Annotated in this window: 16 protein-coding genes; 5 read left to right on the top strand and 11 right to left on the bottom strand. The window is 62.1% G+C overall.

The genetic code is table 11. From position 1 onward, the window contains the following. Positions 1–20: 20 nt before the first annotated feature. The 4 genes from RIF72_RS04350 to RIF72_RS04335 form a co-directional block, all read right to left on the bottom strand. Positions 21–674, bottom strand: coding sequence for a hypothetical protein (locus RIF72_RS04350; protein WP_309073628.1), 654 nt, complete (start codon positions 672–674; stop codon positions 21–23). Positions 675–838: 164 nt separating this feature from the next. Beyond that, entirely contained in the window at positions 839–3382 is a 2544-nt protein-coding gene (pheT, locus tag RIF72_RS04345) for a phenylalanine--tRNA ligase subunit beta (RefSeq protein ID WP_309073627.1), read from the bottom strand. A gap of 2 nt (positions 3383–3384) precedes the next feature. After that, positions 3385–4446 carry a phenylalanine--tRNA ligase subunit alpha gene (gene pheS, locus RIF72_RS04340; protein ID WP_309073626.1) on the bottom strand — a complete coding sequence of 354 codons (1062 nt, stop codon included), beginning with the start codon at positions 4444–4446 and terminating at the stop codon, positions 3385–3387. Between the two features lie 110 nt (positions 4447–4556). After that, positions 4557–5417, bottom strand: a complete 861-nt coding sequence (locus RIF72_RS04335; RefSeq protein ID WP_309073625.1) for an LppM family (lipo)protein — start codon at positions 5415–5417, stop codon at positions 4557–4559. A 100-nt stretch (positions 5418–5517) separates the two neighbouring features. Here RIF72_RS04335 and RIF72_RS04330 point away from each other — a divergent pair, with 100 nt between their 5' ends. Both RIF72_RS04330 and RIF72_RS04325 read left to right on the top strand, forming a co-directional pair. Further along, positions 5518–5964 carry a hypothetical protein gene (locus RIF72_RS04330; protein WP_309073624.1) on the top strand — a complete coding sequence of 149 codons (447 nt, stop codon included), beginning with the start codon at positions 5518–5520 and terminating at the stop codon, positions 5962–5964. Between the two features lie 2 nt (positions 5965–5966). After that, entirely contained in the window at positions 5967–6596 is a 630-nt protein-coding gene (locus tag RIF72_RS04325) for an SIMPL domain-containing protein (RefSeq protein ID WP_309073623.1), read from the top strand. Here the strand turns inward: RIF72_RS04325 and pcp are convergent. Beyond that, on the bottom strand, positions 6593–7234 hold the full coding sequence (gene pcp, locus RIF72_RS04320) for a pyroglutamyl-peptidase I (RefSeq protein ID WP_309073622.1): 642 nt from the start codon (positions 7232–7234) through the stop codon (positions 6593–6595). The two genes, RIF72_RS04325 and pcp, sit on opposite strands and share 4 nt — an antisense overlap. Before the next feature lie 92 nt (positions 7235–7326). Here pcp and RIF72_RS04315 point away from each other — a divergent pair, with 92 nt between their 5' ends. Next, on the top strand, positions 7327–8418 hold the full coding sequence (locus tag RIF72_RS04315) for an Rv2578c family radical SAM protein (RefSeq protein ID WP_309073621.1): 1092 nt from the start codon (positions 7327–7329) through the stop codon (positions 8416–8418). Positions 8419–8474: 56 nt separating this feature from the next. On the opposite strand, the gene RIF72_RS04310 is transcribed toward RIF72_RS04315, so the two are convergent. Then, positions 8475–8909 (bottom strand): (deoxy)nucleoside triphosphate pyrophosphohydrolase, encoded by a 435-nt coding sequence (locus RIF72_RS04310; protein WP_309073620.1) that lies wholly within the window; start codon positions 8907–8909, stop codon positions 8475–8477. 134 nt (positions 8910–9043) lie between these two features. Between RIF72_RS04310 and RIF72_RS04305 the strand changes: the two genes are divergently transcribed. Then, positions 9044–10252, top strand: coding sequence for an MFS transporter (locus RIF72_RS04305; protein ID WP_309073619.1), 1209 nt, complete (start codon positions 9044–9046; stop codon positions 10250–10252). Positions 10253–10309: 57 nt separating this feature from the next. On the opposite strand, the gene RIF72_RS04300 is transcribed toward RIF72_RS04305, so the two are convergent. The 4 genes from RIF72_RS04300 to infC all read right to left on the bottom strand — a co-directional run bounded on the left by RIF72_RS04300 (position 10310) and on the right by infC (position 13385). Then, positions 10310–11221 carry an RNA methyltransferase gene (locus tag RIF72_RS04300; protein ID WP_309073618.1) on the bottom strand — a complete coding sequence of 304 codons (912 nt, stop codon included), beginning with the start codon at positions 11219–11221 and terminating at the stop codon, positions 10310–10312. Positions 11222–11247: 26 nt separating this feature from the next. Beyond that, positions 11248–11919: a 50S ribosomal protein L20 gene (gene rplT / locus RIF72_RS04295; RefSeq protein WP_309073617.1), complete on the bottom strand. Its 672-nt coding sequence runs from the start codon at positions 11917–11919 to the stop codon at positions 11248–11250. Positions 11920–12038: 119 nt separating this feature from the next. Continuing rightward, positions 12039–12233 (bottom strand): 50S ribosomal protein L35, encoded by a 195-nt coding sequence (gene rpmI / locus RIF72_RS04290; RefSeq protein WP_011774324.1) that lies wholly within the window; start codon positions 12231–12233, stop codon positions 12039–12041. A 117-nt stretch (positions 12234–12350) separates the two neighbouring features. Further along, positions 12351–13385, bottom strand: a complete 1035-nt coding sequence (gene infC, locus RIF72_RS04285; RefSeq protein WP_375164194.1) for a translation initiation factor IF-3 — start codon at positions 13383–13385, stop codon at positions 12351–12353. Positions 13386–13779: 394 nt separating this feature from the next. On the opposite strand from infC, the gene RIF72_RS04280 reads away from it, so the two are divergent. Beyond that, on the top strand, positions 13780–14178 hold the full coding sequence (locus RIF72_RS04280) for a DUF1844 domain-containing protein (protein ID WP_309073616.1): 399 nt from the start codon (positions 13780–13782) through the stop codon (positions 14176–14178). A 90-nt stretch (positions 14179–14268) separates the two neighbouring features. On the opposite strand, the gene RIF72_RS04275 is transcribed toward RIF72_RS04280, so the two are convergent. Then, a complete protein-coding gene (locus RIF72_RS04275; RefSeq protein ID WP_309073615.1) occupies positions 14269–15573 on the bottom strand; it encodes an MFS transporter in 1305 nt (434 codons plus the stop codon). Between the last annotated feature and the right edge of the window lie 6 nt (positions 15574–15579).

Here is a 15579-nt window from a genome sequence, read left to right as displayed (position 1 = left end):
TCCAAGCCACGTGTCGTCTTCTAGAGCGGACCATACCCGGCATTTCCATACGGGTCCCGCCACGTAACCAGATCGTCCTCGACCGCCTTCCGAAAAATAGGGTTTTCTTGCACCCTTTGCCGAAAGGACTGCCGGGCACGGCTTATGACTGCCGAGGGTATGAGGATGCAGACCACCAGAAGAGCCACCAATAAGACGTAACAACCGGCGAGCGTGATTACTGTCGTCGCACCTCGGGCAACGGCCCCGGGCATCACCGTGGCCACGATCCCGCCCTGCACTGCGGCCATCAGCACCACTGTCCAAAGGGCGCTGCGAACAGAACCTGGTCCTCGGGAGATGAGGAGCCTGTTGGTGTCGGGCAGCGAAGCACGCACCCGATTCCACGAGAAAACGCCCGAGACCGTCAGAGCGGCTCCTAACGGAGCCAGAGTCAGAAAGACTGTGAGGTTGCCTGTAATTGCTGCGAAGAAGACACCCGCAACGACCATGAGGATGCCGCCGCTGATCGCGCTGCTCCATGCTGCGGCAAGGGTGCCTTGGGCGTCGGCCAATTGCCGTAACCGGGAAGGGGCTCCGGACGGGCTGATCCGGGCCAGCTCCGGGGAGAGCCAGTAATCCAGGGGATGCGCGGGCCCGGCGACCGGGAAGGGACGTGGACCAGGACTTGTCATTCAGGTTCTCTCGCAGGTGTTGCCGGCTTGCCTCAGGGAACACTTTAGGCGGTTTAACCCATCCGGGCTACTTCACCGAGCTGAGGCAATTCGAGGGTGCGGCAATAAGATAAAAATCCCCGGGACCAATAGGTCCCGGGGATTCCGATCAGTTGCGGTAAGGATCAGCGCTGGACTGCTCCGAAGCGCTCAGTCGCCACGGCCACAGCTGCTGCGCGTGCTTCGGAAGCCTCGTCAGCCGTCAGTGTGCGGTCGTCTGCACGGAAACGCAGGCCGAAAGCCAGCGATTTCTTGCCGTCCTCGATGCCGGGACCAACATAGACGTCGAACAGCGAGACATCCTCAAGAAGTACACCTGCTCCTTCGCGGAGTGCGGCCAGTACTTGGTCTGCCGGAACGTCCTGCGGGACAACCAGGGCAACGTCCTGTGTCGCCACGGGGTACCCGGAGATGTGCTTGGCCACGATCACATCAGCGGCCGCCTCAAACAATACTTCCACGTTGACCTCAACAGCTACGGACCGCGCAGGCATATCGTGCGCAGCGAGGAGCTTCGGGTGAAGTTCACCGGCGTAACCCACAACGTCGCCGTTGCGCAGCGCAAGCTGAGCCGCGCGTCCCGGGTGGAACGCCTGGTGGCTACCCTGACTAACAACCAGTTCCACACCCAAGACATCCGCCATGAGACGTGCTACATCCAGAGCATCGGCCCAATCCCATGCACGCGGGGTGTGCGTGGCCGCGGCGGGAGAATCGTGGCCGGTCATAACAGCGGCGATGTGCAACGGTTGGTGCGGGACGCCGTCGTACAGCGCGTCCAGCACCTCGTCGGCCGGCTTGACGCCCAGGGGCGGAATGGAATCCGTGCCCAGTTTCTCGCCGGGAAGGAAGACCGAACCGACTTCGTACAGAGCCAGATCGCGGAAGCCGCGCGAGTGATTGCGGCGGGCAACCTCGATCAGTCCAGGAAGGATGGACGTACGGAGGAATCCGTGCTCCTCACTGATGGGGTTCGCCAGCTTCAGAGCCGGCCGAGCGCCACCTTCAGCGGGAACACCGAACGTGTCATTGGCGGCTTTGGAGACGAACGGGTAGGACAACACTTCAGTGAGCCCCGCATCCGCCAGCGCCTGGACAACCCGGCGCTTCTGCTGCTGGCTTCGGCTGAGCCCACGGCCCGGAGGCGCAACCGGAAGAGTGGCAGGGATGTTGTCATAGCCAACCAGCCGGGCGATTTCCTCGGACAGGTCTTCCTTGGTTTCGAGGTCGTTGCGCCAGCTCGGAGCAGTAACCCGGTAACCGGTGGACGTCTTCTCCACCACGGCGCCAAGGTCCTCAAGCGAAGTGGTGATCTGCTCGTCCGTGAAGTCAATGCCGATTCGGGCGGAAGCGAACTCAGCAGGCAAGTCGATAGTCACGGCGTCAGGTGCGGTTCCGACGTCGGTCCCTGCCTCGTCCGCCGTGCCACCGGCGAGCTCGACCAACAGATCCACTACGCGCTGGGCAGCAACGTGGGCCACATGCCAGTCCACGCCCCGCTCGAAGCGCTTCGAGGCTTCGGAGGGCAGCTTATGGCGGCGACGGGAACGCGCGATGGAGACCTCATCGAAGTGCGCCGCTTCCACCAGGATGTTCGTGGTGGAGTCGGAAACCTCGGTGTGGGCACCGCCCATTACACCGGCAATGCCGATGGCACCGGAGTCATCGGTGATCAGCAGGTCCTCGACGTCGAGCGTGCGCTCCTTCTCATCCAGGGTGGTGATCTTCTCCCCCGCCACTGCGCGACGCACCACGATGTCGCCCGCGAGCTTGTCGAGGTCGTAGCAGTGGTTTGGCTGTCCGAGCTCAAGCATGACGTAGTTGGAGATATCAACCGGCAACGAGATGGACCGAACGCCGGCCAAGCGAAGTCGCGCGGACATCCATGGCGGGGTGGGACGGGAAGCGTCAACGCCACGAACCGTGCGGGCCACGAAACGGTCGCAGCCAGCCTTACCGTAAATGGGAGCGTCGTCGTTCAGCTTGACGCCGTAGCCGCCCTGCAGGGTGGCCGGAGCCACCACCTTGGATGCCGGGTCCACGAAGGTGGTTCCGGTGGCGTGGGCGTACTCGCGGGCCACACCACGGATGGAGAAGGCATAACCGCGGTCCGGTGTGACGTTGATTTCCGCTGCTTGGTCGTAGAGACCCAGCAACTCCATCGCGTCGGTGCCGATTTCCGGGTCCAGTCCAATACGCGACAGGACAAGGATGCCGTCGTGGTCATCGCCGATGCCGAGTTCACGGACGGACGCTATCATGCCCGCAGACAGGTGTCCGTAGGTCTTCCGTGCGGAGATCTGGAAGTTTCCAGGCAGCACGGCACCGGGCAGCGTGACAACTACTTTGTCGCCCTCAACAAAGTTGTGGGCACCGCAAATGATGCCCTGCACGCCGGAAGGATCAATGCCCTTTCCGGTGAGGGTCTGCTCCTGTCCCTCGGGAACAACTCGGACCTGGCACCAGTTGATGGTCTTCCCATTCGTCTGCGGTTCCTTGACCAGGCTCAACACCTGGCCAACCACAACGGGACCCGTCAACTCATCCGTGGGACGGTGGACTGCTTCTTCTTCAAAGCCAACCTTGACCAGGTCAGCCATGACGTCTTCGGCCGTTGCATCGGCCGGAACCTGCGCGAATTCGCGCAGCCAGGAAAGTGGGATACGCACTGTTAGATCTCCATCCCGAAGTGCTCGCTGAAACGTACGTCGCCTTCGATCATGTCGCGCATGTCGCCAACCTCGTTGCGGAACATGAGCGTGCGCTCAATGCCCATGCCGAAGGCAAAACCTGAATAGATGTCCGGATCGATACCGGCTGCCCGCAAAACGTTGGGGTTGACCATGCCGCAGCCGCCCCATTCAATCCAGCGGGGACCACCCTTGGCACCCGGGTGCCAGATGTCCAGTTCGGCGGAAGGCTCCGTGAACGGGAAGTAGTTGGGGCGCAGGCGAATGGAAGCTTCGTCGCCGAACATCTGGCGGGCGAAGTGCTCCAACGTGCCACGAAGGTCCGCCATACTCAGGTTCTTGTCGATCGCCAGTCCCTCGAACTGGTGGAAGACAGGAGTGTGCGTAGCGTCCAGTTCATCCGTGCGGAAGACCTTGCCGGGGCACAGCACATAGATGGGCACTTCGCGTTCAAGCATGGAACGGACTTGCACCGGGGACGTGTGCGTGCGCATGAGCAGGTGCGCTTCCGGGGGCTCCACAAAGAACGTGTCCTGCATTTCGCGTGCCGGGTGATCCGGCTTGAAGTTAAGGGCATCGAAATTGAACCACTCGGACTCCACCTCCGGGCCTTCGGCGATTTCCCAGCCCATGCCAACAAAGATGTCCGAGACGCGGTCCTGCAACGTGGACAGCGGGTGGCGGGCACCGGCGCGACGACGACGCGGAGCGGACGTAACATCAACGGTTTCTTCGACCAGGATGCGGGCGTCATTCTCGGCCTCGAGAACTTCGGTCCGGGCTGCGAGCGCCTTGTTGACCCGGCCACGGGAGGAACCCATGAGCTTGCCTGCGGCAGCCTTGTGCTCCTTGGCCAAGCCACCGATTACACGGTTAGCCAGGCTCAGAGGCGACTTCTCACCGGTGTGGGTGAGGCGCACAGCCTTGAGTTCTTCGAGGGAGGACGCAGCCGAAATGGCGGCAATGGCGTCCTCGACGGCAGCGGTGATGGCGGCTTCATCCAGCGGATTCGGGATGGCAGCGCCTGGCAAAGTGTCAGTCATCTACTGTTCTTAGCTACGAGTAGGGAGCGGCCCGGCAAGGCGGACCTGCAAAACGAAAAGGGTAGTGCTCGCCGCGGACGGCAGGCACTACCCTTCAGTCTAGTTGAACCTCACAGGCGCTCGTCGCGCGCTTGCCCCGGTTGCTGAACCGGGGGCTGCGGCGAGTAGGGCGGCTGCTGCTGCGCGTGTGGTTGCTGCGGGTCGTAGGCCGGCTGTTGCGGAGCGTAACCCGCCTGCCCTGTCTGGGGCGCGAAACCCGGCTGCCCGTATGGGGTCGCAGCTGCGAACGCCGGCGCTTGCCGGGCTGCCTTCTTGCGCAGCAGCACAAACAGCAGAATCAGGGCGGCGGCAACGACGAGGACTGTGACGAGTATCCAGATGATCCACATCGGAATTCCCGCGTTGGCCTCGGCCTTGGCCTGGACTACCGACTCGTTGACAGAAAGCATGTCGAAGGTGGCCGAATTGCCGTCGACAGTTGCGCCCTTGGCTTCCACCACCTTTCCCGGGAAGGTGAACTTTACGGAGGCTTCGTCGAACATCGACTTCGCCATGGCCGACGACGATGCGTCACCGTTTTCAGCACCGGTCACTCCACCCATGGAGATGACGTAGAAGTCCCCTTCTTTCTTCAGTTCGAAGGGGCTCTCGGAGCTGGACGATTCAGCGAGCTTTGCAGGGTCCAGGTTGGCGGCTGTAATCCGCTTGCCTTTGTACTTCTCGTCCTCGTAGTCCACCACGGTCGCACCATCGGGGATGTCCATCTGCCGACTTCCGCTACCGTTCGACTCCATGAATTCGTCGAAAGACTTCTCGCCCAGCACGGATTTTTGGATGGCGTAGACAACCTCGTAGTCCACGCTCTTTTCATTGTTGACCGTCACGGACATGTTGAGCTTGACGGAACCCGTCAATGCCAGCATGAGTGCGATCAGTAAACCGACGCCGCCCAAGGCCCGTTTCGCCTTCATTTCCCTCGTCCCCCAATTTTCTTGTTTTGACACGTGCGGGTGCTCGAACAGCGTATCGCTGCCAACGCCGCGGCAGGCACTACGGCGCTAGCATGGCATCATGACTCCGGCGCAACGCTTACGGCAGATCGCAAACGTCCTGAACCTGTCCACCCCGCTGGGGCTGGCGGTAGCAGCCGTGTCCCGTTCCACCGTGTCCCATGGCCCGCGGGGGCTTCTGATCGCTGCCGGGTACAACTGGAAGCTCCCCCACGCAGGTGCGTTTACGGTGGGGAACGTAGTCCTGTACCGGGCGCCGCATGGTGTGGCCGGAACCAACACGGTGCTCTTGGGGCATGAGGAGCGGCACAGCACTCAGTACGCGTACTGCCTGGGGCTTCCTTTCCTTGCCCTCTACAGCGTCGCTGCCGGCTGGTCCATGCTTCGCAGCGGGAACCCGGCTTCGCGTAACTTCTTCGAACGGCAGGCCGGCCTCGTGGCCGGCGGCTACATGGACAACCACCACCGCCGGCAGGACGGCCCTGCAGGCAAGGGAATCGAGGCCTGAGCATGAACCGAACCATTACCGTTACCGGGACCGCGAGCGCAAAGGCCGTCCCCGATCTGGTGACATTGACGCTTGGCGTGGAGACGCGTCGGGACACTGCCGCGAAGGCCTATGACGACGCCGGCAAAGCGGCTGGCGCTGTCGCAGCCAGTCTGCGTTCAGCAGGTGTTTCGAACGTAGACCTTCGAACCAGCGGATTGAACCTTCGTGCCGATCTGGTCTGGGTGGAAGGACAAGGGCAGAAGGTGACTGCGTACGTGGCGTCCACGAACCTGCAGGTGGGCATCCGTTCCCAGGCGGATGCTCCGGCTGCTATTGCCGCCGCAGTTGCGGCCGGTGGAGATGACATCCGGATCAACGGAATCGAACAAGGCTTTGCGGATGCCTCCTCGGTCGCAGCCCAGGCACAGGAGGCCGCGTGGCAGGATGCCTTGGCCCGAGCCGAACAGTACGCGTCACTGGCTTCCGCGCGGCTTGGCCAGGTGGTGTCCATGTCCCAGGAGCCTCTGCATGGCGGACCCATTCCTTTGGGCGGAATGGTGCGGGCTTCCTTCAGTGCAGAAGCCATGCCCGTGGAAGCCGGAGAGTCATCAGTCTCAGCCAGTATCAAGGTGGAATGGGAACTGGTTTAGCGGATGCCTCCGGCCGACATTTTCACGTCTGCCGGTGTGTGCAGCGCCGTCCGGGCAATGACGGCAAGACCCTCAGCCATCGATTCCAAAGGCATGGACGGAGTTGGGCTGCCTTCCGGCAACTGTTCCGGCGAATAGGGAACATGGACGAATCCGCCACGTGTACCCGGCTTGGATGCGAGGCCATGCATCAAAGCATAAAAAACGTGGTTGCACACGTAGGTGCCCGCGGACTGCGAGACCTCTCCCTTGATTCCCGCGATTTGGAGGGCTCTGAGCGCGGCTTTAATGGGCAAGCTTGAGAAGTAGGCTGCAGGCCCGCCCGGGATGACTTCCTCATCGATGGGCCGCTGGCCTTTGTTGTCCGGTATTCGGGCGTCATCGCAATTGATGGCGACGCGTTCCAAGGAGATCCGTCCACGGCCTCCCGCCAGGCCGGCACAGAGAACTACGTCCGGGTTCAGGCTGGCTATGGCGTCGGTGAGGACGGTCCCCGACTCACCAAAGACGCACGGCAGTTGCACGGCTTCAACGGCGATGCCTTCTGCGCCGAGCAACTCTGCCGCCCGCCGCGCTGCAAGCCACGAAGGATTCGCATCGTCCTCGCCAAAGGGTTCGAATCCAGTCAGCAGAATCATGGCCCAACCTTAGCAATGCTCCCGCCCCGGCTATCCCGGGCTTGCCTTCCGCGGCCTTGACATTCGTTCGAACATACATTCGAATGGAGTCCATGAGATGGGACGCACAAGCACTTTCACCTACACGTGGACCGGCGTCAGAAACCAGTGGTGTCGAGGCTCCGGGCCCTGCCCCGGCCTCGGATGCCTTGCTGCCACTGGCCGGGCTTGTGCGTTCCATCTCGACACCCGAATTCTCCGGAGTCACCTTCCATGAGGTCACCGCAAAGTCAGTGCTCAACAAGGTGCCTTCCGGTTCGAACATGCCCTTTGAGTGGACGGTGAACCCGTATCGCGGATGCAGCCATGCCTGCGTGTACTGTTTCGCCCGTAAGAGCCACACATATTTGGAGTTCGACGCCGGGCGGGACTTCGATTCGCAAGTGGTGGTCAAGATCAATGCCGCCGAAGTTCTCCGAAGGGAACTGGCCAAGCCTTCTTGGGAACGGCCCCAAGTCGCCCTCGGTACCAACACGGATCCCTATCAACGCGCAGAGGGCCGCTATATGCTCATGCCCGGAATCATCCGGGCCCTCGCAGATTCCGGCACGCCTTTCTCCATCTTGACCAAGGGCACGCTGCTGGCCAGGGACATTCCCCTGCTCAAGCACGCCGCCACCCAGGTCCCCGTGGACCTTGGCATCTCGCTGGCAATGACCAATCAGGACCTCGCGGAACTCATAGAGCCTGGCACCCCTTCACCCAAGGCCCGCCTCAAGCTCATAGCCCGACTCCGCGACGCCGGACTGGGGTGCGGCGTCATGGCCATGCCCATCCTGCCGTGGTTAACGGATTCGGACGAGGCCCTCGATTCCCTGTTCGCGGAACTGACCAAGGCGGGCGCCACAGGAGTCACCGCCGGCGCCCTGTATCTTAAGCCCGGAACCCGTGAGTGGTACATGAAATGGCTGGCAACCGAACACCCGGAGTTGGTGGGCAAGTACCGGCGGCTCTATGGACAAGGCTCCTATGCTTCCAAGGAGTACCGTGCCTGGCTCACCGGCAGGATCACCTACTTCAAGGCGAAGTATGGCTTCACCGGAACATCCGGATTCAGCCACCGGAATGCTCGCACTGTCACTGGGTCGGCGGCCGCCACCGTGGACGCCTCCGTTCCCCTTCCTGGACAACAGACGCTTTTCTAGGTTGAATGCCACCGGCTACGGTAAGCGGTCATCTCTTCCCTCCAAGCGCCCGGTTCTCAGGCGGGAGCGCCTACCCGGCTAATCAACGCCCGGACTATCGGAAGGTCTGCCGGAATCCACGGAAGGCTGAGAGCTTCGTCACGGTCCGCCAATGACACCCAACGCAATTCGTCGTGATCCTCCAGCGGCCGCGGCTCTCCCGACGTCAGTTCGGCGAACCACACACGCATGGAGGCGCGGTCATTGAGCATCCATCCTGCGATGGCGCCCGAGTCCAGCTCCGGCCCGAGCTGCACTTCAATGCCCAGTTCTTCCCGGAGTTCACGGTGCAGGGCAGCCTCCGCGGTCTCACCGGCTTCCACCTTGCCGCCCGGAAATTCCCACATGCCCGCAAATTGGGGCGGCGCAGTACGCCGTGCAACGAGAAGGCGGGTGGGGGCTTCCAAGGAGTCGACGACGGCGGCGCCCACGACGTTAATCAGTACAGTCACCGAAACAGTCTATGGGGGCCGATGAATGGGCATCGTCACATAGCTGCGACAAGTCGCGGGGCCCCGGACTAAACTTATTATCGGATTTTCTCCAGGTTCCCCCAGCCCACAAGGCGCCCTCAAGAAGCAGGCTTATGACTACCACCGTGTCCACACCCGCCACCGCCAAAGCAGCAAGGAAACACCTTGGCTTGGCCATCCTGGCCTTGGCCATGGGCGGGTTCGCCATCGGTACCACCGAATTCGCCATGATGGGCCTGCTGAAGGAAATCGAGGAGGGGCTGGGCATCAGCACCCCCGAGGCAGGCAACCTCATCTCGGCGTACGCCTTGGGCGTCGTTATCGGTGCTCCCCTCTTCGCTGCGTTCGGGGCAAAGCTTCCCAGAAAGCATCTTGCCCTGGGACTCATGCTGTTCCTGTCGTTGGCGAACCTGACGTCCTTCATCGCACCGGATTACGGATTAATGCTCCTCTCCCGTTTTGCTTCCGGACTTCCCCACGGAGCCTTCTTCGGAGTGGCAGCCGTCATCGCAGCAGGACTCGTCGCCCCTACCAAACGGGGCTGGGCAATCTCCATGGTGATGGCAGGGCTCACGGTCTCCAACGTCATCGGGGTTCCTTTGGCCACGTGGGTTGGGCAGACCTTCGGGTGGCGGCTCCTCTTCGTCATTGTGGGCGCCATCGGATTGCTTACCGTCACCATGGTGTGGAAGTTCGTCCCCTTCGAAGCAGCCCACCCCGAGGCCAGCATCCGACGCGAACTTGGAGCCCTCAAACGGCTCCAGGTTTGGCTGGCGCTCCTGATCGGCATCATCGGGTTTGGCGGCTTCTTTGCCGTTTACACCTACATTGCACACACCATGACCTCTGTGGCCGGCATACCGGAGAACCTGATCCCCGCCGTTGTTGCCCTCTACGGACTTGGCATGGTGGTGGGCAACATCTTAGGTGGACGCCTGGCCGACAAGTCCGTGATGGGGACCATCTACTGGGTAATGCCGGGAATCGCCGTGGCCCTGGTGGTCTACGCCATTGCTGCGCACTGGGCGTGGGCTGCCTTCATCATGGCGTTCGTGGTGGGCGGTGTGGGCTCCATGCTCACTCCCGCGTTGCAAACCCGCCTCCTGGACGCCGCACCGGGCGCTGCGTCGCTGGCATCCTCACTGAACCACTCCGCCCTGAACATCGCCAACGCGCTGGGCGCCTTCCTGGGCGGCACTGTTATTGCCTGGGGTTGGGGATACGTGGCTCCCGCACTGGTTGGCGCGGTCCTTGCCGTCCTGGGCCTCGGAGTGGCTCTGGTCAGTGGTCTGCTGGAGCGAAAAAAGCCGCTGTCTTTCTGATCCCGACTAAAGAGCGCGGGATAGCCGGAAGACCGCCTTCGACGCTCTATGTCGTGTCTACACATTCTCCAGTCGGGCGCCCTGCTGGGAACGCGCGCTGGCGTAAAGACATACCGTGGCGGCAGTACCCAGGTTCAGGCTTTCGGCTGCCCCATACACCGGAACCGCCACCCGATGGTCAGCCAGCGCAAGCTCCGACTCCGACAAACCCTGTGCTTCGTTGCCGAACAGCCAAGCCGTAGGTGACTCAAGCGCGTAGTCAGATGCTACAGATTCATTCCCAAGTCTCCGCGCCGCATTCTCGTCTTGCAGTTTGTCCAAGTTGACGGTTCCATATCCGTCCGCAGCCAAGACGCCGATACCGCGATCGCGGCAGCGTGCCACCAACTCCTCAACATCGGCACCCAGCACAACCGGCAAATGGAAAAGCGAGCCAGCCGTCGAACGGACAGCCTTGGGGTTGTAGATGTCCACGCTCGAACCAGTAAGGACAACCGCGTCGGCGCCGGCAGCATCGGCAGCACGGAGAACAGTCCCGGCGTTGCCGGGATCGCGCACCTGGCACATGACAGCGATCAGGCGTGGACCGGCGTCGAGCACTGACTCAAGGCTGACATCAACAAAACTACATACGGCCACGATCCCCTGCGGATTGACGGTGTCCGCCATGGCGGAAAGGACGTCGTCATTTGCAAGCCGGAGCTGCGTTTCCCGCGCCAGGTCGGCAAGCTCAGGGAGGCGCTCCAGACACGCTTCGCTGGCAAAAACTTCATGCACGACGGCGGGACCTCCGGCCGCGGTGCGCTCACGGTGCAGGATCAAAGCCTCACGCACCGCCTGCGGACCCTCAGCCAGGAAACGTCCGCGTTTTAAACGCGCCGGGCGCCCGGCAAGCTTGGCGACGTCCCTCACCCGATCAGCTCGGGGGTTGGTCATCGGAAAGTCTTGCGGGCGCCCGGTTTCGTTCATATAAAGAACTTTAGTGGCAGTTGCGACTAGTTCTTGATCTGCTGGCGGGCTTCGCCACCTGCAGGCTCAAAGCCGGCAGCCTTTGCAGCCTCAACGGTGGAGAACCAGTACTCAGCGGCAGTGGTGTTGTACCAGGTGGAACCCGGAACGTGGTACTTCTTGGACTCGGCGTTGCCCTTGATGGCGTAGCCTTCCGGGGCCTCGTCGCCGTCAGCAGCAACTGCGCCGTCGATGGCCGGCTTCTCGGAAACGACAGCCTTGACCGCCGTTGCGGTGGCAGCAGCCGGAGCAACCTTGGCAGCCTTGGGAGCAGCAGCAGCAGCGGCCGGCGCGGAGGTGTCAGCCGGAAGTGCAGCCTTGGCAATGTTCACCAGGGCCGCGAAAGCGTTGGCGTCAGAGACAGCCAGCTCGGCCAGCATGCGGCGGTCAACCTCAACCTCAGCGGCCTTCAGGCCCTGGATCAAGCGGTTGTAGGTGAGGCCATTGGCGCGGGATGCAGCATTGATGCGCTGGATCCAGAGGCGACGGAAGTCACCCTTCTTCTTGCGGCGGTCGCCGTAGCTGTACACAAACGAGTGCAGCAGCTGCTCTTTGGCCTTACGGTACAGGCGCGAACGCTGTCCGCGGTAACCCTTTGCGCGTTCGAGGACAACCCGGCGCTTCTTGTGGGCGTTTACCGCCCGCTTCACACGTGCCACGTGCGTACTCCTTCAGAAATCTTTATCCCAAGCTGCTACTGCCGGTAACCCGGCCGGCCTGAGAAGGCTTTTGGTGTAGTCGGTCCCTGCCGGATGGCAGTAACCAAAGAACTTGGAACTTAGACGCCGAGCATCTTCTTGATGACCTTGGCATCGCCCTTGAAGACGAGCTTGTCACCGGCGAGGCGACGGGTCAGCCTGGAGGACTTGTGCTCCAGGTAGTGACGACGGTTAGCCTGCTGACGCTTCAGCTTGCCGGTACCGGTCAGCTTGAAGCGCTTCTTAGCACCGCTGTGGGTCTTCATCTTCGGCATGGGAACCGATCTCCTTACGTATCCACGGACGAGTCCGCGATTCTTTCGCGCAGCCGGCCTACAAGGGCCGGCGTGCTGGTTGCTTGCCGATGGAGGCGGGGCCTCCGCGGCGTAGAACTAGTTGGTCTTACGTGATGCAGGCTTCGGTGCAGCTTTGGGGGCTGCGGGCCGAGCTGCTGGCTTGGGAGCTGCCGGCTTGGCGACGGGCTTCGGAGCCGAAGGAACTGCAGGCTTCGGGGCAGCTGCCGGAACAGCTGGCTTTGGGGCCGCTTCTGCCGGTGCTGCCTTGGCGGCCGGTGCAGCCTTCACGGGTGCAGGCGCCGCCTTGGCCGGAGCTGCCTTGGCTGCAGGAGCCTCGACCACGGGTGCTTTTTCAACAACCGGAGCGGGAGCTTCTTCAACAACAGGAGCTTCCTCAACAGCGGGAGCTTCCTCAGCAACCGGAACTTCCTCAACAGCGGGAGTTTCCTCAGCAACCGTTGCCTGGGCCTCGGGTGCTTCGACAGCTTCCTGCTTGGTTTCCTCCTCGGTGACCTTGAAGCCCTCGGGAAGAAGGTCGGCGAGGCTCTGCGTCAGCGGAGCCTGCTCGCCCGTGGTGTCTACTCGCCCCGATGCCTTGGCCTCATTCTGCGCCTTGGCTTCAGCGCGCTGCGTAGCGCGACGGGCTTCGGCCTTGGCTTCAGCTTTGTTCTTCAGCGGTCCGATCACCATGACCATGTTGCGGCCATCGATACGCGGGCTGGACTCGATGATGCCAACCTCGGCAACGTCTTCGGCGAAACGCTGCAGCAGGCGGATGCCCATCTCGGGACGCTGCTGCTCACGGCCGCGGAACTGGATCATGGCCTTGACTTTGTCGCCGGCGCCCAGGAACCGAAGTGCGTGTCCGCGCTTGGTTTCGTAATCGTGCTTGTCGATTTTAAGGCGAAAGCGAATTTCCTTCAGAACCGTGTTGGTTTGGTTCTTGCGGGCCTCGCGGGCCTTGACGGCGGCTTCGTACTTGTACTTGCCGAAGTCCATCAACTTGCAAACAGGAGGCTTAGCCTGCGGGGCAACTTCAACGAGATCGAGATCGGATTCGGCAGCAAGACGCAGGGCGTCCTCGATGCGGACAATTCCTACCTGTTCGCCGGCAGGACCGACCAACCGCACCTCGGGGACGCGGATACGCTCATTGATTCTTGGCTCGCTAATGTTAAAGCTCCTGTGGTTGTGGTGATGTCACCGGCAAATAGAGAAGGCCCCCAATTGCTGGTGCAATCGAAGGCCTCGAAGATCGGCTGCACTCCCTCATGGGAAGTACGCACCCCCGGAGGCAACGCCTCCAACAGTGTCCGACCAGGTACCCGGCAACCTCTTGTCCCGAAAAGGGATCCTGTCCCCAAGGGGAACGGCTGACGCGGGTGGGAGAGAACTCCGCTTGCAAACTGAAAGTCAATTCTACAGAAACAACCCGCCAAGCGCACATTGCGGAGGGCGGGAGCAAGAACTGCAGATGTTGACTGTGAATAACGACTTCCAGTCGGTCTGTGACAAGCTTACCAGTATGAGCACTGAAGACAGCAATTCCCGTAACGCCTATGGCGAAGACGCCTCCCCCGCCGTGGACGCCGGGGTGTCCCAGCAGATCCGCGACATCGCAGAAGTTCCCGCCGTTGAAGTTATAACTACCGGCGCCGTTCACCTCATGAGTGCGGCAGCCGTCAAAGTCGGCCTGGCTGATGACCCCAATGCCGAGGACCTCAAGGACTTGGACGAAGCCCGCAAGCTCATCACGGCCCTCGCCGGCCTGGTCTCAGCAGCCGCCCCGGAAATCGGTTCACAGCACGCCGGCCCATTGCGCGACGGCTTGCGTTCCCTGCAACTGGCATTCCGCGAAGCTTCCCTCATTCCTGACGCCCCGGGCAAGGGCCCGGGCGAAAAGTTCACCGGACCGGTGAACTAGCCCCAACTTCCGCAATAATCGACGACGGCGGGTCGACCACATGTGGTCGGCCCGCCGTCGTCGATTGTGTAGTTTCAGGTTTTTAGGTTTTCACACGCGGGCTGCCCGGCGACGCAAGGACGTAAGGACGAGTCCAATAGCGCAGAGAGCGACGCCGGCGACCCCGACGGCGGCAAAGCCACCCGACGGACCCACGGTGTCGATGAAAACCCCGGCCAGAGGCGCGCCCAATGCAACGCCTGCGGTCAGTGCCGAGCCGTACCAGCCCATCGCTTCACCCCGGCGCTCCTCGTCCACAAGGTCAGCCACCTTTTCGGACGACGCCGACAAAACCGGGGCGCACAACAGGCCAGGCAGGAGCGAGAGGAACGCGAGGGTCCAGGTGTCTTGGGCAAAGCCCATCGGAATGGTGAGGGCGGCCATGCCCAGCAGGAGGAGCATAGGCGAAATGGTCCGCTTCATTGACCCGTAAATGAGTCCACCGACCACGGACGCTGCGCACCAGAAGAAGAACACGATGCCAATTTCATTCTCGTGTCCGCCCCTTTCCAACAGCCCGACGATGCTGACATCGGAACCACTGAGCACCATGCCCGATCCCGCGGCTACTGCGAAGAGTGCAGCAACGGAAACCGAAAACCAGGTGAAGTTCCTGGCGACGCGGCTCCGGAGGGCTGCTGTGCGCGAGGTTGCCGAGGCCATTTCCGAGGCCGCCTCCTGGACGTGGGCAGGCGCTGACGCCACCATGGCAGCCTCCGCAGCAGCGAGATCAGCCGCCGCCCTGTCCGCGGTCTCCTGCGGTGTACAGACCACTTCGCTCCGAGTGGGCGGATTGAACCACATAAGGAACAGCCCGGCCACGGATACCGAAATGCCCACTGCCGTCAGTCCGATCGCCGAGAAGCCGCTGGTGGCAACAATGGCGCCGACAGCCGGGCCGATCATGAAAACCAGCTCGGTGGCGATGGAATCGAGGGCAAAGGCCGATCGCCGCTGCTCGCCATCCACCATGACGCCCAGCGACTGGCGGACAACACTGAAGATTGGCAGCGTGAAAAGACCGCCGACAAACACCAATGGCAGCAGCCACTCATACGAAACGTGCGGGACTATCGACCAGATCACCGTTTCGGACACAACCGAAGGGATCAGGGCCTTCCTCAGTCCCACCATGTCCACCCGGCGACCACGCCAGGGTGCACCTAGCGCAATGCCGATGGTCATGACGGCCGCTGCTGCACCGGCCGCGGCGTAGCCCTGGCCCAGGGTCAGCACGATGTGCAGAGTGAGGAGCACGCCCGCCGCAGAGTGTGGAATGCGCGCAATCATGCCCACTACCAGCAGACGCCGAACGGGGCGGATGGACAGCATCTCCTTGTAGAGAGCGAAGTTCACTGGCTA

This window comes from Paenarthrobacter sp., from assembly GCF_031180005.1.
In the GTDB taxonomy this organism is placed as follows: domain Bacteria; phylum Actinomycetota; class Actinomycetes; order Actinomycetales; family Micrococcaceae; genus Arthrobacter.
The sequence above is the reverse complement of the archived record's forward strand: the minus strand, read 5'-3'. Positions and strand labels throughout refer to the sequence as shown.